This is a genomic window from Streptomyces niveiscabiei, from assembly GCF_033794345.1.
Lineage (GTDB): Bacteria > Actinomycetota > Actinomycetes > Streptomycetales > Streptomycetaceae > Streptomyces > Streptomyces niveiscabiei.
This window is the reverse complement of sequence record NZ_JARAYJ010000006.1, coordinates 291,220-309,848: the sequence shown is the minus strand read 5'-3', so window position 1 is coordinate 309,848 and position 18,629 is coordinate 291,220. Positions and strand designations below refer to the sequence as shown.

Below are 18,629 nucleotides of genomic sequence, written 5' to 3'. Positions count from 1 at the left end.
TGCCTCCCAACGTCGTTGATGGAAAGGGACGTTGAGCGTATCAAGGGGTAAATGCCGCGTCAGGGGAATGGCGGGGGAAGGTCAAGAAGGCGGCTCCTCGCCCACCTCCGACTCGTACGCCAGCAGCGTGTTCACGAACAGGCGGCGCTCCAGCGGGGTCAGGGGGGCCAGGACACGCCGCCACGCCGCCGCGCCCGGGGCCAGCCACGCCGTGATCGCCGGTTCGTGGTCGGGGGAGAGGGCGATGATCCGGCGCCGCCGGTCGCGGTCGTCCTCGCGGCGTTCCAGGACGCCCTTTCTGCTCAGGTCGCCGATCAGGAGGCTGACCGTCGTGGGGGCGACACCGAGGCGCGCCGCCAGTTCGTTCACCGTCATCGGGCCGTCGAAGAGGAGGTACGACAGCAGGGAGAGGTGGCGAGGGGCCAGGGAGAGGGACTGGAGCGCCTCCGGTACCGGCAGCCTCTTCGCCCGGCCGACCAGACGGGGCATGAGCAGGAGGAGTTCGCGGACGGCGGGGTCGACGCCGGGGTCGCTGTCGGGGGTGCTGTGGGGGTTTTCGTCGGGGGGCATGGACAGGCGGCTCCCGTTCCTTTATCTTTGAGATCAAAGCTATTTTGTCTGGCAAGGCAATCTGGCGGACATCGTACGCAAGCCGTCTGCGAGAAGGGGAGCTGGTCATGCCGCACTGCATCGTCCATCTGGGCGAGGAGGCCCTCGCCGGGCAGGAGACGAAGCTGATCGTCGCCCTCACCGACGCGGTCGGGTCCGTCTTCGGGGACGACTTCCGCAAGCTGGTGGGGGTGGACCTGATCGGCGTTCCGGCGCATCGCCGGGGGACCGGAGGGATGGTGACGGGCGGGGCGGCGCCGCAGATCACGCTGAGCATGAGGGAGGGGGCCTACCGCCATCCGGCCGTCCCCGAGGCACCGGCCCGGCTGGTCGGGGCGATCACCGACGCGGTGGCCGGGGTGCTGGGGGAGGAGGCGCGGGAGCGGACGCTGGTGACGCTCGTGGGGGTGCCGGAGGGGCGGACGGGAGTGGGGGGACGGTTGGTGTGAGGGACGGCGTGAAGGGGCGTATCGGCTCGACCCGGCCCCGACTTGACCAGCTCACCGCACCCCGCCGAGGATCACCACCATGACGTCCGGACAAGCCAGCACCACGGTCGACGGAGTGCTGCGGCGCAGCGCCGGCCGCACCCCGGCGCGGGTCGCCGTCGAGTACCGCGACCGCACCTGGACCTACGAGGAACTCGACGACGCGGTCTCCCGCGCGGCGGCCGTGCTCCTCGCCGAGGGCCTCGTGAAGGGGGACCGGGTCGGGGCCTACGGGCACAACTCCGACGCCTACCTCATCGCCTTCCTCGCCTGCGCCAGGGCGGGCCTGGTCCACGTCCCGGTCAACCAGAACCTCACGGGCGACGACCTCGCCTACCTGGTCACCCAGTCCGGCACCACCCTCGTCCTCACCGACCCCGACCTCGCGCGCCACCTCCCGGACGGCACACGGCGGTTGGCGCTCAGGGACGCCGACGGCTCACTCCTCGACCGGCTCGCCGCGGCGGCGCCGTACGGCGGGGAGGGTGCGCGCGCCGAGGACCTGGTCCAGCTGTTGTACACGTCCGGGACGACCGCCCTGCCCAAGGGCGCGATGATGTCCCACCGCGCGCTGGTCCACGAGTACCTGAGCGCTATCGCGGCGCTCGACCTCAGCGCCGGGGACCGGCCCGCGCACGCGCTGCCGCTGTACCACTCCGCGCAGATGCACGTGTTCCTGCTCCCGTACCTCGCGGTCGGGGCGACGAACGTCATCCTCGACGCGCCCGACGGGGACCGCCTGTTCGAGCTGATCGAGACGGGCCGCGCGGACAGCCTCTTCGCCCCGCCCACCGTGTGGATCGCCCTCGCGAACCGGGAGGACTTCACGACCCGCGACCTGAGCGGCCTGCGCAAGGCGTACTACGGCGCCTCGATCATGCCGGTCCCGGTCCTGGAACGGCTCCGGGCACGCCTCCCGAAGCTCGGCTTCTACAACTGCTTCGGCCAGAGCGAGATCGGCCCCCTCGCCATGGTCCTCGCACCCGACGAGCACAAGGGCCGCCTCGACTCGTGCGGGCGCACGGTCCTGTTCGTGGACGCGAAGGTCGTCGACGAGAACGGCGAGGAGGTCGCCGACGGGACGGCCGGGGAGATCGTGTACCGGTCGCCGCAACTGTGCGAGGGGTACTGGGAGAAGCCGGAGGAGACCGAAGCGGCCTTCCGGGACGGCTGGTTCCACTCCGGCGACCTCGCGGTCAAGGACGCCCACGGCTTCTACACGATCGTCGACCGCGTGAAGGACGTCATCAACACGGGCGGCGTCCTGGTCGCCTCCCGCCAGGTCGAGGACGCGCTCTACACCCACGAGGCGGTCGCCGAGGCGGCCGTGATCGGCCTGCCGGACGAGAAGTGGATCGAGGCGATCACCGCGGTCGTCGTTCCGAGAGGAGACGTCACCGAGGCCGAACTCCTCGCCCACGCCCGCGAGAGACTGGACCACTTCAAGGCGCCCAAGCGGATCGTGTTCGTGGACGCCCTGCCGCGCAACGCCAGCGGAAAGATCCTCAAGCGGGAGCTGCGGGACCGGTTCAGCGGGGCCTGAGGTCCACGATCCTGCGGATCTTGCCGACCGACCGCTCCAGGGTCTCGGGGTCGACGACCTCCACGGTCACCGTGACGCCGATCCCGTCCTTGACGGCCGCGGTGATCGCCGCCTCCGCCGTACGCCGGTCCCCGGGAGTCGCGTCGGGGCGGGCCTCCGCGCGGACGGTGAGCGCGTCCAGGCGGCCCTCGCGGGTCAGGCGGAGCTGGAAGTGCGGGGCGACACCCGGGGTGCGCAGGACGATCTCCTCGATCTGCGTGGGGAAGAGGTTCACGCCGCGCAGGATCACCAGGTCGTCGCTGCGGCCGGTGACCTTCGCCATCCGGCGGAAGGCCCGGGCCGTACCGGGCAGCAGCCGCGTCAGATCGCGGGTGCGGTAGCGGACGACCGGCATCGCCTCCTTCGTCAGGGACGTGAAAACCAGCTCGCCCTCCGCCCCGTCCGGCAGCACCTCGCCGGTCACCGGGTCGACGACCTCGGGGTAGAAGTGGTCCTCCCAGACGTGCAGGCCGTCCTTCGTCTCCACGCACTCCTGCGCGACCCCGGGACCGATGACCTCGGACAGCCCGTAGATGTCGACCGCGTCGATCCCGAACCGCTCCTCGATCTCCCGCCGCATCTCCTGCGTCCACGGCTCCGCCCCGAACACCCCGACCTCCAGCGAGGTGGAGCGCGGATCGACGCCCTGGCGTTCGAACTCGTCGAGGAGCGTCAGCATGTACGAGGGCGTGACCATGATGACCCGCGGCTCCAGGTCCCGGATGAGCTGGACCTGCCGGCCCGTCATACCCCCGGACGCGGGGACGACCGTACAGCCGAGCCGCTCGGCCCCGTAGTGCGCGCCGAGCCCGCCCGTGAACAGGCCGTACCCGTACGCCACATGGACGACGTCCCCCGGCCGCCCGCCCGCCGCGCGGATCGACCGGGCCACGAGGTCCGCCCACAGATCGAGATCGGCCTGCGTGTACCCGACGACCGTCGGCACGCCCGTCGTCCCGCTGGACGCGTGCAGCCGCCGCACCTCACGCCGGTCGACCGCGAACATCCCGTACGGATAGTTCGCCCGCAGATCCGCCTTCGTGGTGAACGGGAACCGGGCGAGATCGTCCAGCGACGCGCAGTCCTCCGGACGCAGGCCCGCCTTGTCGAAGGCGTCCCGGTAGAACGGCACGTTCTCGTACGCGTGCCGGAGCGACCACCGCAGCCGCCGCAACTGCGTGTCCCGCAGCTCCTCGGCACCCATCCGCTCACCGGCGTCCAGCATCCGCCTCACCTCCGCCCCTCCAGTAACACAGATGCCCGGGGACGGGACAAGGGGAGATGATGAGCCGTATGCCGACATTCACCGCGCCCGACGGAACGGAACTCGCGTACCACGTACGGGGTGAGGGCCCGCCCCTGATCGCCCTGCCCGGTGGCCCGATGGTGGCGTCCGAGTACCTGGGCGACCTCGGCGGCCTGAGTGCCCACCGCACGCTGATCCTCCTCGACCTGCGCGGCACCGGCGACTCCGGGGTCCCGGCCGACCCGGCGACCTACCGCTGCGACCGCCAGGTGGACGACGTCGAGGCGCTGCGCGCCCACCTCGGCCTGGACCGGATCGACCTGCTGGGGCATTCGGCGTCCGGCAACCTCGCGCTCCTGTACGCCGCCCGCCACCCCGACCGGGTCGCGCACCTCGTCCTGATCGCCGTCCTGGCCCGCGCCCTCGGCCTGCACGCCACCGACGAGGACCACCTGGCCGCCGCACGCCTGCGCAGCGGCGAGGAGTGGTTCGAGGAGGCGTACGCGGCCCTGCGGACCTGGCAGTCAGGGGACTTCTCCGGCGGCCTGGAGTCCTTCGGCGCCTTGATCTACTCCCGCTGGGACGCCACCACCCGAGCCCACCTGGCCCTCATGGAGTCCCGCACGAACGACGAGGCCGCCGCCCTCTTCCACAGCCCCGACGCCTACGACCCCCCGGCCACCCGCAGGGCCCTCGCCGCCCTGTCCGCCCCCGTCCTCCTCCTCTCCGGCACCCACGACGGCGCCCCCAACCCGGCCCTCACCCACCGCACCGCCGAGCTCCTGCCCCACGCCGAGGCAGCCCTCCAACCCGACGCCGGCCACATCCCCTGGCTCGACGACCCCGACTGGTTCGTCCGCCACGTCAACGCCTTTCTGCGGTCGGCAGAGTGACCGCCCCGCCCGCCCCGCCCCCGGCTACCCTCCCCGCCATGCACACCGTCAAGACGAACGGCATCACCCTCGCCCACCGCACCTGGGGCCCCGCGGCAGCCCCGCCCGTCGTCCTCCTGCACGCCCGCGGCCTCGACAGCGCCGACTGGACGCGGGTCGCCGAACGCCTCGCGGCGGGCGGGCGCCGCGTCCACGCCCCCGACCTGCGCGGACACGGCCACAGCGACTGGCCGGGGGAGTACGGGTACGAGGCGATGCGCGACGACGTCCACGGCTACCTCGAAGCCCTCGACCTGACCGGCGCCGACCTGATAGGGCACTCCCTGGGCGGGATCGTCGCGTTCCTCCTCGCGCAGGAACACCCGGCCGCCGTACGGAGGCTGGTGCTGGAGGACGTCCCCGTCACGGTCCCCCTCGACCCGCCCCGCCCGCCCGCCGAACGCCCCGAGGGCGACCTCCCGTACGACTGGGCGATGATCACCGCGACCGACGCCCAGCGCAACGCCCCGGACCCGGCCTGGCGGGAGGGCGCGGCGCGGATCACCGCGCCGACCCTCCTCATCGGCGGCGGCCCGAGCAGCCTCATCCCGCAGGAGCAGGTGGCCGAACTCGCCGCGCGGATTCCCGACGCCCGTCATGTGACCGTCGACGCAGGGCACTTGGTGCACGCCACCCGGCCGGCGGAGTTCCTGGCGCACGTCGGCGAGTTCCTGCGCTAACGGTCCGCCTCCACCGCGACCTCCCGCGCCCACCGGTAGTCCGCCTTGCCGCTGGGTGACCGCCGGATCGTGTCCGCGATGACCAGCTGCCGGGGGACCTTGTACCCGGCGAGGCTGGCACGGCAGTGGGTCTGGAGTGCGTCGAGTGTCAACTCGGCGGAGCCCGGGCGGAGTTGGACGACCGCCGCGACATGGTTGCCCCAGGTCGCGTCGGGCACCCCGGCCACCAGCGCGTCGTACACGTCGGGGTGGGCCTTCAGGGCCTGTTCGACCTCCTCGGGGTACACCTTCTCGCCGCCCGTGTTGATGCACTGGGACCCGCGCCCCAGCACCACGACCACGCCGTCCTCGTCGACGGTCGCCATGTCGCCGAGCAGCACCCAGCGCTCGCCGTCGCGTTCGAAGAACGTCTCGGCGGTCTTCGCGGGGTCGTTGTAGTAGCCGAGGGGGACGTGCCCACGCTGGGCGACGCGGCCCACCTCGCCGGGGGCGACCGGCGCGTACGTCGCCGGATCGACCACTCGCGTACGGGAGTTGACCTGGACGCGGAAGCCCTTGTCGGGCCCGGAGTCGTCCGTGGCGGTGCCGTTGAAGCCGGACTCGGAGGAACCGAAGTTGTTCAACAGCATGGTGTTCGGCAGGAGTTCGCGGAAGCGGCGGCGGACCGTGTCCGAGAGGACCGCGCCGGAGGACGAGACGCTGAACAGGGACGAGCAGTCGGTGCCGCGCAGGGGCCCGGAGAGGGCGTCGATCAGGGGGAGCAGCATCGCGTCGCCCACCAGGGAGATCGCGTTGACCTTCTCCTTCGCGACCGTCCGCAGCACCTCCTCCGGCACGAACTTGCGGTGCAGGACGACGCGTTGGCCGAAGTTGAAGCCGATGAACGCGGTGAGCGTCGAGGTGCCGTGCATGAGCGGGGGAGTGGGGAAGAAGGTGATGCCGGGCGCCCCGGCGGCGACCCGCTCGGCCAGTTTCTGAGGCTTCTTCACCGGCTCCCCGGTCGGCGCGCCCCCGCCCATCCCGGAGAAGAACAGGTCCTCCTGACGCCACATCACACCCTTGGGCATCCCGGTCGTGCCCCCGGTGTAGATGATGAACACGTCGTCGGCGGACCGCGCGGGGAAACCCCGCTCCCCGGACCCCTCGGCCTCCGCGAAGGAGTCCCCCAACTCCCCTTCCCGCACCCGCAGCAGCTCCCGTACCCCCGGCGTCCGGGTCAGCACCGCCCGCACCCGGTCCTCGAACTCCCCGTCGAAGACCAGCCCGGCGAGGTCGGCGTCCCGGTACAGATACGCCAACTCGTCCTCAACGTAACGGTAGTTGACGTTCACCGGCACCAGCCGCGCCTTCAGGCACCCGAGCGCCGCCTGGAGGTACTCGACCCCGTTGTACAGGTGCAGCCCGACATGCTCGCCGGTCCGCAGCCCCCGCGCCAGCAGGTGATGCCCGATCCGGTTGGCCGCGGCATCCAACTCGGCGTAGCTGAGCCGCAGTTCCGCGCCGGTCCCCGGATGGTCGACGTACACGAGTGCCTCGCGGTCGGGCACGACGTCCACGACCGACTCGAACAGGTCGGCAAGGTTGTACTCCACCGTTCCTCCCCACCTCGGCTCGCCGGTCATCAGAGCAAAGGCGGCGGCAACTGGGAAGCCTCACGGCAGAGAAATCTGACTGTCTGTCAGAAAGTCGCCGGTCGCCCCTTGAAGTGCCCACCGGCCTCCTGCAACCTGTTCCCCCGAAGGCTCAGGAGGGGAGAGCGCCCATGAGCGGCACCGAGAGCGGTACCGAACACCTCACAGTCCGGCGCGAGGGCGCCACCCTCGTCCTCACACTCGACCGGCCCGAAGCGAGGAACGCCCTCTCGCTGCCCATGCTCGTCGGCCTGTACGACGGCTGGATCGAGGCCGACGCCGACGACAGCATCCGCTCGATCGTCTTCACCGGCGCCGGCGGCACCTTCTGCGCCGGCATGGACCTCAAGGCCCTCGCGGGCAAGGGCATCGACGGCGAGCACTACCGCAGCCGCCTCGACGCCGACCCCGACCTGCACTGGAAGGCGATGCTCCGCCACCACCGCCCCCGCAAACCGGTCATCGCGGCGGTCGAGGGCCACTGCGTCGCGGGCGGCACGGAAATGCTCCAGGGCACCGACATCCGCGTCGCCGGCGAGTCCGCGACCTTCGGCCTGTACGAGGTGAGACGCGGCCTCTTCCCGATCGGCGGATCGACGGTCCGCCTCCAGCGGCAGATTCCCCGCACCCACGCCCTGGAGATGCTCCTCACCGGCCGCCCCTACACCGCCCGCGAGGCCGCCGCGATCGGCCTGATCGGGCACGTCGTCCCCGACGGCACCGCCCTGGACAAGGCGCTGGAGATCGCCGAACAGGTCAACGCCTGCGGCCCGCTCGCGGTCGAGGCCGTCAAGGCGTCCGTGTACGAGACCGCCGAACTCACCGAGGCCGAGGGGCTCGCCGCCGAACTCAAGCGCGGCTGGCCGGTGTTCGCGACCGCCGACGCCAAGGAAGGCACCCGCGCCTTCGCCGAGAAACGCGCCCCCGTCTACAAGCGGGCCTGACCGAAGGACCACCACCGTGCTCAAGGCACCGCTCGTCGTCGAGTTCCCCTTCACACGCTCCCTCGGCCCCGTCCAGAGCGCCTTCCTCACAGGGCTGCGCGAGCGGACCGTCCTGGGCGTGCGCGCCGCCGACGGCCGCGTCCTCGTCCCGCCCGTCGAGTACGACCCCGTTACCGCCGAAGAACTCCGCGACCTGGTCGAAGTCGCCCCCACCGGCACGGTCACCACCTGGGCCTTCAACCCCACCCCACGCCGCGCTCAGCCCCTCGCCACCCCCTTCGCCTGGGCCCTGATCCGCCTCGACGGCGCCGACACCGCCCTCCTGCACGCGGTCGACGCCGAGACCGTCCACACCGGCATGCGCGTCCGCATCCGCTGGGCCGACGACCGAGAGGGCGCCATCACCGACATCGCCTGCTTCGAGCCGTACGACGGCGACACCCCCGAACTCGCGGGCCACACAGGTGAGTTCGCGGCCCCCGTCACCGGCATCGTCGCCCCCGCCCGCCTCGACTACACCTACTCACCCGGCCGCGCCCAGACCGCCTACATCGCCGCCCTCTCCGAACAGCGCACGGTCGGCGAGCGCTGCCCCCGCTGCCGCAAGGTGTACGTCCCCCCGCGCGGTGCCTGCCCCACCTGCGGCGTCGCGACCGCCGAACAGGTCGAGGTCGGCCCCGCCGGCACGGTCACCACGTTCTGCGTCGTCAACATCAAAGCGAAGAACCTCGACATAGAAGTCCCGTACGTCTACGGCCACATCGCCCTCGACGGCGCCGACCTCGCCCTGCACGGCCGCATCGCGGGCATCCCCTACGACCAGGTCCGCATGGGCCTGCGCGTCGAACCCGTCTGGACGGAAGGCGCCCGCTACCCCGACCACTACCGGCCCACCGGCGAACCCGACGCCGACTACGACACCTACAAGGAGCTCCTGTGACCCGGGACATCGCGGTCGTCGCCTTCGCGCAGAGCGACATCCGGCGCTCCACCGAGGAGTCGTCCGAGGTCGAGATGCTGATGCCGGTCCTGCACGACGTTCTGCACCGCACCGGCCTCAAGACCGCCGACATCGGCTTCACCTGCTCCGGCTCCTCCGACTACCTCGCGGGCCGCGCCTTCTCCTTCACCCTCGCCCTCGACGGGGTCGGCGCCTGGCCGCCGATCTCGGAGTCGCACGTCGAGATGGACGGCGCCTGGGCGCTGTACGAGGCGTGGGTCAAACTCCGTACGGGGGACGCCGATACGGCGCTCGTCTACGCGTACGGCAAGTCCTCGCCCGGCCACCTCAGGGACGTCCTCACCCGTCAGCTCGACCCGTACTACGTCGCCCCCCTGTGGCCCGACTCCGTCGCGCTCGCCGCCCTCCAGGCGCGGGCCCTCATCGACGCGGGCGACACCGACGAACGCGAACTCGCCGAGATCGCCGCCCGCAGCAGGCGGGCCGCCACCCTCAACCCCCATGCCCAGCAACGGGGTTCGCACCCGCAGGGCGAGTACGTGGTCGCCCCGCTGCGGCACGGCGACTGCCCGCCGGTCGGCGACGGGGCCGCCGCCGTGATCCTCGCCGCCGGGGACAGGGCACGGGAGTTGTGCGACCGGCCCGCGTGGGTCAGGGGCATCGACCACCGCATCGAGGCGCACTCCCTCGGGGTGCGCGACCTCACCGACTCCCCGTCGACGCGCCTCGCCGCCGAGAAGGCCGGAGCCTTCGAACGGCCCGTCGACACCGCCGAGTTGCACGCACCGTTCAGCTCCCAGGAAGTCGTCCTGCGCAAGGCGCTCAAGCTCGACGACAGCGTGCGCGTCAACCTCTCCGGCGGGGCGCTCGCCTCCAACCCCGTGATGGCCGCCGGGCTGATCCGCATCGGGGAGGCCGCGACCCGCGTGCACCGCAGCGAGGCCGACCGGGCGCTCGCCCACGCCACCTCCGGGCCCTGCCTCCAGCAGAACCTGGTCGCCGTCCTGGAAGGGGATCCGCGATGAGCAAGGAACCCGTGGCCGTCGTCGGGATCGGCCAGACCAAGCACGTCGCGGCCCGACGGGACGTTTCCATCGCCGGGCTGGTCCGGGAGGCAGCCCAACGGGCGCTGGAAGACGCCGAGGTGACGTGGGCCGACGTCGACGCCGTCGTCATCGGCAAGGCGCCGGACTTCTTCGAGGGCGTGATGATGCCCGAGCTGTACCTCGCGGACGCGCTCGGCGCCGTCGGCAAGCCGATGCTGCGGGTGCACACGGCCGGGAGCGTCGGTGGCTCGACCGCCTTGGTGGCGGCCAGCCTTGTCGCCTCGCGTATCCACACGACCGTGCTCACCCTCGCGTTCGAGAAGCAGTCCGAGTCGAACGCGATGTGGGGCCTGTCCCTGCCGATCCCCTTCCAGCAGCCGCTGCTCGCGGGCGCGGGCGGCTTCTTCGCGCCGCACGTGCGCGCGTACATCCGGCGCAGCGGCGCCCCCGACACCATCGGCTCGCTCGTCGCGTACAAGGACCGCCGCAACGCGCTCAAGAACCCGTACGCCCACCTCCACGAGCACGACATCACCCTCGACAAGGTCCAGTCCTCCCCGATGCTGTGGGACCCGATCCGCTACTCCGAGACCTGCCCCTCCTCCGACGGGGCCTGCGCGATGGTCCTCACCGACCGCGCGGGCGCCGCCCGTTCGCCCCGGCCGCCCGCCTGGATGCTGGGTGGCGCGATGCGCAGCGAACCGACGCTGTTCGCCGGCAAGGACGCGGTGTCTCCCCAGGCGGGCAAAGACTGCGCCGCGGACGTGTACCGGCAGGCCGGGATCAGTGACCCGCGCCGGGAGATCGACGCCGTCGAGATGTACGTGCCGTTCTCCTGGTACGAGCCGATGTGGCTGGAGAACCTCGGCTTCGCCGACGAGGGCGAGGGCTGGAAGCTCACCGAGTCCGGGGTGACCGAGCTGGACGGCGACCTCCCCGTCGACATGTCCGGCGGCGTCCTGTCCACCAACCCCATCGGCGCCTCCGGCATGATCCGGTTCGCGGAGGCGGCGCTCCAGGTACGCGGGCAGGCCGGGGAACACCAGGTGGACGGCGCGCGCAGGGTGCTGGGGCACGCGTACGGCGGCGGCTCCCAGTTCTTCTCGATGTGGCTCGTCGGAGCCGAGGCGCCCGCCTCCTGAAAGCCGGGGGGAAGGTACGGCCGATGTGCTCTGTCGGGGCCCGGGGCCGATCGCTAGGCTGACCCGCGGACGACGGAACCGGGAGGAGCACGGACGTGGCCGAAAGCACCATCCAGCAGCAGCCGTTGGCGGGCTGGGAGAAGCCGGACCTGGACCTCAGCGAGGCACAGTGGCAGCCGGGCAGCCGGGGTCTGGGGGATGTCCAGATAGCCTTCGTCGAGGGCTTCATCGCGATGCGCAACAGCGGCCGGCCCGAGAGCCCGTCCATCGTCTTCACCCCCGCGGAGTGGGGCGCGTTCGTCTCGGGCGCGCGGGAGGGCGAGTTCGACCTGACCTGACACGGCGCGTACGGGCCCCCGCGCGCGTGCACCGCGCGCGGGGGCCCGTGCCCGTGCTCCACCGCCATCCGACCCGCGCTCGGCCACATGGCCCCGCCACCCCGTACGATGGCCGTATGTCGTTCCTCCGCCGCCGAAGCGCAACCCCCGCCGGCCCCGATTTCGACGTCCTCGCCATGGACCCGGGCGACTGGCCCGGCAACCTCGGTGCCGGCCTCCTCCCCGCCCCCGACGGCACCTGCCAGGGCGTCTTCCTGCGCTACGACCTCTTCGGCGGACGCGGCCCCGCGATGATCATCGGCAACCTCCCCGAGGGCTCCCCGGCCAGGGACACCGCCGACGACGAGATCCCCTTCGAGGTCGCCCAGCTCCTGCTCGCGCTGGAGAACGACGAGGAGGTCACCGTCACCGGCACCGAGGACATGCCGGTGATGCAGGGCGACAACCTCCTCATCGTCCGGCGCCTCAAGCTCTCCGAGAGCCGGATCTCCTGCGTCCAGTTCGACCGCAGCGACAACGTCCTGGTGACCATCGCCGCCTGGGACCGCCCCATCACGGACGACCTGTACGCCCTCCTGAAGCCGCTCCCGGCGGAACTGTTCCAGCAGGGCTGACCCCCCCCGGGGAAGAGCCTCAGCCCCGCTGCGACGGCACGACGTCCACATCGGCGGCGCGCACGTACGCGACGCGGTGGCCGTACTGGATCTCGTAGTACCTGTCCTTGCCGACGACGACCCGGTGCGAGCCGGTGGCGAAGGTGACCGCGTAGTAGTACTCGCCGGGCACCTCGCCGCCGACCACGTACGCCTGCCGGGCGGGCAGCGTGTACGACAGCGGCGAGAGGGCCTGGACCGGGACGCCCTTCGGGTACGCGGACGCCTCCGGGTAGGCGCGCCCGTACACCGGCACCGACGCGCGGCCCGCCTTCGCCCGGGCGACCAGGCCCGCCGCGTGCACGGCCGTCGCGTGCTTGCGCGGGTTCTTGAACCACGCCTTCTGCCCCAGGTACCAGATCGCCGTCCAGTCGCCCTTGCGCCCGGCGACCGCGTACTGCTGCCCGGTGGAGACCCGCGAGGAGATGTCGTTGACGCCGGTCGTCGGCTCCGTACCCCGGCCGATGTCCTTGACCAGCGGATACGTCTCACCCGGGCCGGTGTACAGCCGCACCTCGCTCGACCCGTGGTCCGCGCAGGGCTGCCCCTTCGCCGCGCAGTCCGTGTACGGAGGCCGATTCGCGCCGTACGAGGGGCGGATCGTCACCAGCCCGCCGTGCCCCTGCGCCGTCGCCCTGATCGGCGCCTTCAGCAGCTCGAAGTAGTGGCGCCAGTCCCAGTACGGGCCCGGGTCGGTGTGCATCCCCGGGACGTTCGCGGTCGTCGGACCGGGCACGTTGTCGTGGCCCAGGATGTGCTGGCGGTCCAGCGGTACGCCGTAGCGCTGCGCGAGGTGGCGGACCAGGCGCGCGGAGGCTCGGTACATGGCCTCCGTGTACCAGGCGTCGGGCCGCGCGAGGAACCCCTCGTGCTCGATGCCGACGGACGCCGCGTTGACGTACCAGTTCCCGGCGTGCCAGGCGACGTCCTTCGTCTTGACGTGCTGCGCGATGTGGCCGTCGGTGGAGCGCAGGGTGTAGTGCCAGGACACGTACGTCGGGTCCTTGACCATGTTCAGGACGCCCTCCCAGGCGCCCTCGGTGTCGTGGACGACGATGTAGCGCACCGGCTGGGACACCGGGCGGTCCGCGAGGTCGTGGTTGCCGTAGTCCTTGTCGCCGAACTCCTCGTACGGGGCCGGGATCCACTCGCAGGACACGTCCCTCGGGCACTCGGTCCCGGCCGTCACCGGCTGCCGCAGCCCGGCGTGCGCCAACTGCCCCTCGTCCGGCGCGAGACGCGGCTGTGCGGCCAGGGCGACGAGCTGACCGGCGTCCGTCGTGCGCTCCTCGCCGGTGCGCAGCACCTCGTACACGTCGTCGGCGTACGCGGCTGCCGTCGCCGTGTCGTCGGCGCCGGAGAAGCGGGCCACGGCGGCGTACCACGCGGCGGGGTCCGCGCTGAGGGGCTCGCCCAGGGCGCGCTGGGCGGCGGCGAGGAGAGCCGCGCCGCCCTCGATGTTCGCGGCGGGGTCGGTGCGCAGGGCCTCGGGGGCGAGGCCGGTGAGGTCGGCGGCGTGGGCGAGGGTGTGCAGGCGGGGGGCGTCTGCGCTCTTCGCCGGGACGGCCGACGGGCGCAGCGCCGGACGCGCCGGGTCGCCGCGCGGGTCCTCCTCGCCGTCGCTGTGGTGGGAGGCGCCCGCGAGGGCCGTGCGGGCGTCCGTCAGGTGCATCGGGCCGTAGCCGCCCGTGACGCTGGGCGCGCCCGCGTGGTCGTCCCAGCGGGACTGGAGGTAGGAGACGCCGAGCAGGACGCTGCGCGGAACGCCGTACTCGGCCGCCGCCGCGTCGAAGGCGCGTTGCAGGGCGAGCCGGGACGCGCCGGACTCGTGGGGCGGGGCGGCGGCCAGCAGCGGGAGCAGCAGGGCTGCCGAGGCGACGGCCTGGGGGATGCGTCTGGGCAATGCGGCCTCCGGTGGGGGGGATCGCGCGGGCCGGACACGTCTGTGCCTACCGGCCCGCTGACGGTCCGTCAATCATGCCCGTGCGGAGCCGATCCCCCTCGGCACAGCGGTACCCTGCGCGTTTCGCCCGGCGGGGAGCCCAGGACGCGCTGAGGACCTGCGATGCGCCGCCGCTCTGGCGCACCGCAGGCCCTCGGACCATGGACTGCGGCCGTCAGCGCGTGCCGACCGCCGCGCGTACCGCACGCCGCGCCATCTGGGCGTCGTCGTGCAACCGCCGCAGCAGCAGGCGCTGTTCCTCACCGGTCGGCAGGGAGCCGTGGGCGGGCGCCGGGTCGTGCAGGGCGCGCTGGACGGCCGTCTCGTACGTACGGATCTCGCGCGTCAGGACCAGCATCAGGTTCACCAGGAACGCGTCCCGGGAAGCCGGGCCCGCCGCCTGGGCGAGCTGGCTGATCTGGCGGCGGGCGCCCGGCGCGTCCGCGAGGACCGACCACAGGACCGCCAGGTCGTAGCCCGGCAGGTACCAGCCGGCGTGCTCCCAGTCCACGAGGACCGGGCCCGCCGGGGACAGCAGCAGGTTGGAGAGCAGCGCGTCCCCGTGGCAGAACTGGCCCATCCCGCCCCGGCCCGCCGACTGCGCGATGCCGTGCAGCAGCTTCTGGAGGTCGCCGAGGTCGCGGTCGGTCAGCAGGCCGAGGTCGTGGTAGCGGGAGATCCGGGCCGCGTAGTCGAGCGGCGCGTCGAACGTGCCCGCCGGGGGCCGCCACGCGTTGAGCCGGCACACGGCGGCCAGCGCCGCCCGGATGTCGGCGCGCGGCGGCGCCTCCACCGGATGCCGCGTCAGCGCCGCGACCCGGCCCGCCATCCGCTCGATGACCAGGACGCAGTTCTCCGGGTCCGCCGCGATCAGCCGGGGCGTACGCACCGGCGGACGCTGCCGCACGAACGTGCGGTACGCGGCTATCTCGTGCCGGCCGCGCTCCGCCCAGACGGGGGAGTGGTCCAGCAGACACTTCGCCACGGCCTGCTTGCGGCCCGTCGTACCGGCGAGCAGGACGCTGCGGCCACTGCGGCGCAGCACCTGCACCGGGGCGAAGTCCGGGCAGATCCGGTGCACCGAGGCGAGCGCGGTGCGCAACTGGGCGCCCTGCGGGCCCGACAGGTCCAGTCTGCCGCTGAGGGGCTGTGTCCCGGCGCCCGCCGGCCTGCGCTGCCGCACCATGCCGGGGGCGACGGGTGCGAGGTAGGGGCCACCACCCTGGCGGGGGTAGGCGGGCCGGGGCGGCGCGGACACGGAGGACGATGCTGCGTACATGGGCGAGACAGATCCCTTCGTGTGCCTGCGAAGTCAAGTGCGCCGCCCGGCCCGGTCACCCAGGTGCACCCTGGGGAGTGTCCCCGGACGACCGGGTCGGGGTGGCGCGTTCCTACCTGACACCCGATCGGCCGTGGCACACCACGTGGCGGACCCTGGCGAACCCTGGCGAATAGTCGCCCGGCAACCCCGGCGCGGCCGGTGCGGCTAGTGTCGACTCCAGCCGAGAACCTGGGGGCTTGACGTGAGCGGAGAACCCAACACCCGACTGTCGGACCTGTTCGGCCTGGCCGGCTGGTCCAAGGGGGAACTCGCGAGACTGGTGAACCGGCAGGCGGCGGCCATGGGCCACCCCCAACTGTCCACCGACACCTCGCGGGTACGGCGCTGGATCGACACGGGAGAGATCCCGCGCGATCCCGTACCGCGGGTGCTGGCAGCCCTGTTCACCGAGCGTCTCGGCCGTGTCGTGACCATCGAGGACCTCGGTCTGGTCCGGCACGGGCGCCCGGGGAAACGGCAGAGCGGCGGGAGCGCTGAGCGCCCCGACGGGGTTCCCTGGACGCCCGACCGGACGGTCGCGTTCCTCACCGAATTCACGGGAATGGACCTCATGCTCAACCGACGCGGCCTGGTGGGCGCGGGCGCCGCGCTCGCCGCGGGCTCCGCACTCAGCAGCGCCATGTACGACTGGCTGCACACCGACCCGATCCTGTCCGCCGACGCTCCCGTCCTCGACCACCCCCTGAACGCCGACCCCGTAGGGTTCGACCGCTACGAGGCCGCCCCCATCGGGACCGAGGAGATCGAGGCGCTGGAGCGCTCCGTGGAGGTGTTCCGCGCCTGGGACGCCGCCCGGGGCGGGGGACTCCAGCGCAAGGCGGTGGTGGGACAGCTCAACGAGGTGGGCGGCATGCTCGCCTACCGCCACCCGGCACACCTCCAGCGCCGCCTGTGGGGCGTCGCCGCCAACCTCGCCGTCCTCGCGGGCTGGATGTCCCACGACGTCGGCCTCGAACCCACCGCCCAGAAGTACTTCCTGATCGCCGCGCACGCCGCCCGCGAGGGCGGGGACCGGCCCCGCGCCAGCGAGGCCCTCTCCCGTGCGGCGCGGCAGAAGGTGCACCTGGGCGAGCCCGGCGAGGCGCTCGACCTGATGCGGCTCGCCCAGTCCGGCGCCGGGCCCGAGATCCTGCCGCGCACCCGGGCCATGTTCCACACCATCGAGGCGTGGGCGCAGGCCGCGGAGGGCAAGGGGCAGGCCATGCGCCGCACCCTCGGCAAGGCGGAGGACCTGTTCGCCTCCGCCCGGGACGACGGGCCCACGCCGAGCTGGATGCAGCTCTTCAACGAGGCCGACCTGTACGGCATGCAGGGCCTCGCCTACCGCACCCTCGCCGAGCACGATCCGGGCGCGGCGGCCCAGGCGCAGTACTTCGCCGACAAGGCCCTCGCCCTGCGGGACGACACCCAGCAGCGGTCCCGGATCTTCGACCACCTGTCGATGGCCTCGGCGCTGTTCATCGCGGGGGACGCGGAGCACGCCCACCACTACGCGCGGCAGGCGCTGTCGTCGATGGGCGCGAACTCGTCGCTGCGGACCTGGGACCGGCTGGGCGACATGTACCGGCTGACCGGGCCGTACGCGAAGGAGCCGAAGATCGCGCAGCTGCGGGAGGAGATCAAGTCGGCGCTGCCGAAGGCGAAGGGCGGGCGGGGGGCGGTGGTGTCGACGTGAGGGCGCTCATCGGTGTGACGGCCTGATTCGGGGTGACGGCCCGATTCGGTTTGACGGTCTGATCGTCACACCGGCACCCTCGCCGCCAGTACGCACGCCGAGTCCTCGCCGGTGTGGGGTTCGGCCGCCGCCTCGGCCGCCTCCTGTGCCGTCCTCGCCTCCACGAGCCGGGAGGTGAGGACGGTCCGGGCGTCCGGGTCGGTGTGCAGGAGGAGCAGGTCGCCCGGTTCGAGGCGCGTCTCGGACGGGCGGTGCACGGCGCCCGGCGCGGTGCCCAGGAGGGCGCCGCCGGGCCCGGTCAGACGGCGCCCGGTGCCGCCGCGGACCAGCAGGGGGGCGCAGGGGCCCGCCTGGGCCCAGGTGAGGGTGCGGTTCGCGGGCCGGTACCGGCAGCAGACGACACCGGCGAGCGCGGGCCGCTCGCCCGCGCCGAGGAGCTGCCCGAGTAACCCGAGCAGCCGCCCCGGCTCGGTGCCGGCCAGCGCCATCCCGCGCAGCGCGCCCAGCAGCATCGTCGCCGTGGCCTCCAGCGTCTGGGCGTTCCCGGTCAGCGAGCCGACCGTGAACACCGTGTCGCCGCCCGGCAGTTGGACCGAGTCGAACCAGTCCGCCCCGATCGGCGCGCCGCCGGACGCGGGCAGGTGCAGCCCGGCGACGTCCAGGACGGCGGGCGCCTGGCGCGGGAGTCGCAGGGAGCCGCACCAGGGGGGTGTGGCGGCTCCCCGCGACTCGACCGCGAGCCGTGCCTCGGTACGCGGACGCGGCCCGCTCCGGCGGAGCGAGTCACGGGTCTCGGTCACCGCCCGCTGGCTGCGCCGCAGTTCGCTGACGTCCCGCAGCACCGCCCACATCGAGGCGGTGCATCCGTCGGCGCCGAGCACGGGCTCGCCCATCAGGTGCACGGTCCGCACCTCGCCGCCCGGCCGGACGACGCGGAACTCGCCGTCGATGGGCCGCGAGTCGATGAGGCAGTCCGTCACCATCGCCGTCAGCTTCGGCCGGTCCTCCTCCAGGACGAGCGACGGCAGCTCGTCCAGGGTCAGCGCCGGGGACGCCGGATCGCGGCCGAGGATGCGGTGGAACTCCGCCGACCACACCGCCTCGTCCGCCATCAGGTTCCACTCCGCGCTGCCGACCCGGCTGAGCAGGGAGGCGCGCCGGGGAGCGGTCGGCGCGGCCTCCGCTGCCCCGGGGGGCCCGTCCCGCAACTGGGCCAAGTGCTCGTCCAGGTCGCTGAGTTGATGCAGAGCCAGGTCGTACAGCGCGCGCTGCCACAGGTCCGCCGGCTCGCAGCCGGTGGGCCGCGCCTCCCGGCGCACCGCCGCCATGTCCCCGCGCAGCCGGCGCGCCTGCGATATCAGCGCGTCGACCGGTCCTGGCCGGTCGGCTGGGCGGTCCGCGGAGAGAGGGGACGGCAT

17 protein-coding genes are annotated in these 18,629 nt (G+C 72.8%); 11 read left to right on the top strand and 6 right to left on the bottom strand.

The window, feature by feature from the left end; translation table 11 throughout:
- Positions 1–81: 81 nt before the first annotated feature.
- Positions 82–570 (bottom strand): MarR family winged helix-turn-helix transcriptional regulator, encoded by a 489-nt coding sequence (locus tag PV682_RS11275; RefSeq protein WP_319726825.1) that lies wholly within the window; start codon positions 568–570, stop codon positions 82–84.
- A 107-nt stretch (positions 571–677) separates the two neighbouring features.
- On the opposite strand from PV682_RS11275, the gene PV682_RS11270 reads away from it, so the two are divergent.
- Together PV682_RS11270 and PV682_RS11265 are read left to right on the top strand one after the other, a co-directional pair.
- On the top strand, positions 678–1,058 hold the full coding sequence (locus tag PV682_RS11270; RefSeq protein WP_319726822.1) for a hypothetical protein: 381 nt from the start codon (positions 678–680) through the stop codon (positions 1,056–1,058).
- A 79-nt stretch (positions 1,059–1,137) separates the two neighbouring features.
- Positions 1,138–2,640 carry an acyl-CoA synthetase gene (locus PV682_RS11265; RefSeq protein ID WP_319726819.1) on the top strand — a complete coding sequence of 501 codons (1,503 nt, stop codon included), beginning with the start codon at positions 1,138–1,140 and terminating at the stop codon, positions 2,638–2,640.
- On the opposite strand, the gene paaK is transcribed toward PV682_RS11265, so the two are convergent.
- Positions 2,627–3,904 (bottom strand): phenylacetate--CoA ligase PaaK, encoded by a 1,278-nt coding sequence (gene paaK, locus PV682_RS11260; protein ID WP_319726817.1) that lies wholly within the window; start codon positions 3,902–3,904, stop codon positions 2,627–2,629. The genes PV682_RS11265 and paaK overlap by 14 nt on opposite strands.
- A 68-nt stretch (positions 3,905–3,972) precedes the next feature.
- Here paaK and PV682_RS11255 point away from each other — a divergent pair, with 68 nt between their 5' ends.
- Both PV682_RS11255 and PV682_RS11250 read left to right on the top strand, forming a co-directional pair.
- Positions 3,973–4,818 (top strand): alpha/beta fold hydrolase, encoded by an 846-nt coding sequence (locus tag PV682_RS11255; protein ID WP_319726815.1) that lies wholly within the window; start codon positions 3,973–3,975, stop codon positions 4,816–4,818.
- A gap of 38 nt (positions 4,819–4,856) precedes the next feature.
- Positions 4,857–5,537, top strand: a complete 681-nt coding sequence (locus tag PV682_RS11250; RefSeq protein ID WP_319726813.1) for an alpha/beta fold hydrolase — start codon at positions 4,857–4,859, stop codon at positions 5,535–5,537.
- On the opposite strand, the gene PV682_RS11245 is transcribed toward PV682_RS11250, so the two are convergent.
- Positions 5,534–7,129, bottom strand: a complete 1,596-nt coding sequence (locus tag PV682_RS11245) for an acyl-CoA synthetase (RefSeq protein WP_319726810.1) — start codon at positions 7,127–7,129, stop codon at positions 5,534–5,536. The genes PV682_RS11250 and PV682_RS11245 overlap by 4 nt on opposite strands.
- Before the next feature lie 170 nt (positions 7,130–7,299).
- Between PV682_RS11245 and PV682_RS11240 the strand changes: the two genes are divergently transcribed.
- The 6 genes from PV682_RS11240 to PV682_RS11215 all read left to right on the top strand — a co-directional run bounded on the left by PV682_RS11240 (position 7,300) and on the right by PV682_RS11215 (position 12,213).
- Complete coding sequence (locus tag PV682_RS11240; RefSeq protein WP_319726809.1) at positions 7,300–8,112, top strand: crotonase/enoyl-CoA hydratase family protein; 813 nt, start codon at positions 7,300–7,302, stop codon at positions 8,110–8,112.
- Between the two features lie 16 nt (positions 8,113–8,128).
- Positions 8,129–9,052, top strand: coding sequence for a Zn-ribbon domain-containing OB-fold protein (locus PV682_RS11235; protein WP_319726806.1), 924 nt, complete (start codon positions 8,129–8,131; stop codon positions 9,050–9,052).
- Positions 9,049–10,098 (top strand): thiolase domain-containing protein, encoded by a 1,050-nt coding sequence (locus PV682_RS11230; protein ID WP_319726803.1) that lies wholly within the window; start codon positions 9,049–9,051, stop codon positions 10,096–10,098. Before PV682_RS11235 ends, PV682_RS11230 begins: the two co-directional genes overlap by 4 nt.
- On the top strand, positions 10,095–11,261 hold the full coding sequence (locus PV682_RS11225; RefSeq protein ID WP_319726801.1) for a thiolase domain-containing protein: 1,167 nt from the start codon (positions 10,095–10,097) through the stop codon (positions 11,259–11,261). Before PV682_RS11230 ends, PV682_RS11225 begins: the two co-directional genes overlap by 4 nt.
- A gap of 95 nt (positions 11,262–11,356) precedes the next feature.
- A complete protein-coding gene (locus tag PV682_RS11220; protein WP_055720481.1) occupies positions 11,357–11,599 on the top strand; it encodes a DUF397 domain-containing protein in 243 nt (80 codons plus the stop codon).
- A 116-nt stretch (positions 11,600–11,715) separates the two neighbouring features.
- Entirely contained in the window at positions 11,716–12,213 is a 498-nt protein-coding gene (locus PV682_RS11215) for a hypothetical protein (protein ID WP_055720480.1), read from the top strand.
- A gap of 19 nt (positions 12,214–12,232) precedes the next feature.
- Here PV682_RS11215 and PV682_RS11210 read toward each other — a convergent pair whose 3' ends face one another.
- Positions 12,233–14,155 (bottom strand): N-acetylmuramoyl-L-alanine amidase, encoded by a 1,923-nt coding sequence (locus tag PV682_RS11210; protein ID WP_319726797.1) that lies wholly within the window; start codon positions 14,153–14,155, stop codon positions 12,233–12,235.
- Between the two features lie 214 nt (positions 14,156–14,369).
- Positions 14,370–15,473, bottom strand: coding sequence for an aminoglycoside phosphotransferase family protein (locus PV682_RS11205; protein ID WP_319726795.1), 1,104 nt, complete (start codon positions 15,471–15,473; stop codon positions 14,370–14,372).
- Between the two features lie 244 nt (positions 15,474–15,717).
- On the opposite strand from PV682_RS11205, the gene PV682_RS11200 reads away from it, so the two are divergent.
- A complete protein-coding gene (locus tag PV682_RS11200; RefSeq protein ID WP_319726793.1) occupies positions 15,718–17,211 on the top strand; it encodes a DNA-binding protein NsdB in 1,494 nt (497 codons plus the stop codon).
- 65 nt (positions 17,212–17,276) lie between these two features.
- On the opposite strand, the gene PV682_RS11195 is transcribed toward PV682_RS11200, so the two are convergent.
- Positions 17,277–18,629, bottom strand: a complete 1,353-nt coding sequence (locus tag PV682_RS11195; RefSeq protein ID WP_319726790.1) for a PP2C family protein-serine/threonine phosphatase — start codon at positions 18,627–18,629, stop codon at positions 17,277–17,279.

Excerpts from the sequence above, each read along its gene's own strand:
- PV682_RS11275 (WP_319726825.1), bottom strand. The coding sequence starts at position 570 with ATGCCCCCCGACGAAAACCCCCACAGCACCCCCGACAGCGACCCCGGC.
- PV682_RS11270 (WP_319726822.1), top strand. The coding sequence starts at position 678 with ATGCCGCACTGCATCGTCCATCTGGGCGAGGAGGCCCTCGCCGGGCAG.
- PV682_RS11265 (WP_319726819.1), top strand. The coding sequence starts at position 1,138 with ATGACGTCCGGACAAGCCAGCACCACGGTCGACGGAGTGCTGCGGCGC.
- paaK (WP_319726817.1), bottom strand. The coding sequence starts at position 3,904 with ATGCTGGACGCCGGTGAGCGGATGGGTGCCGAGGAGCTGCGGGACACG.
- PV682_RS11255 (WP_319726815.1), top strand. The coding sequence starts at position 3,973 with ATGCCGACATTCACCGCGCCCGACGGAACGGAACTCGCGTACCACGTA.
- PV682_RS11250 (WP_319726813.1), top strand. The coding sequence starts at position 4,857 with ATGCACACCGTCAAGACGAACGGCATCACCCTCGCCCACCGCACCTGG.
- PV682_RS11240 (WP_319726809.1), top strand. The coding sequence starts at position 7,300 with ATGAGCGGCACCGAGAGCGGTACCGAACACCTCACAGTCCGGCGCGAG.
- PV682_RS11225 (WP_319726801.1), top strand. The coding sequence starts at position 10,095 with ATGAGCAAGGAACCCGTGGCCGTCGTCGGGATCGGCCAGACCAAGCAC.
- PV682_RS11215 (WP_055720480.1), top strand. The coding sequence starts at position 11,716 with ATGTCGTTCCTCCGCCGCCGAAGCGCAACCCCCGCCGGCCCCGATTTC.
- PV682_RS11205 (WP_319726795.1), bottom strand. The coding sequence starts at position 15,473 with ATGTACGCAGCATCGTCCTCCGTGTCCGCGCCGCCCCGGCCCGCCTAC.
- PV682_RS11195 (WP_319726790.1), bottom strand. The coding sequence starts at position 18,629 with ATGCCGTCCCCTCTCTCCGCGGACCGCCCAGCCGACCGGCCAGGACCG.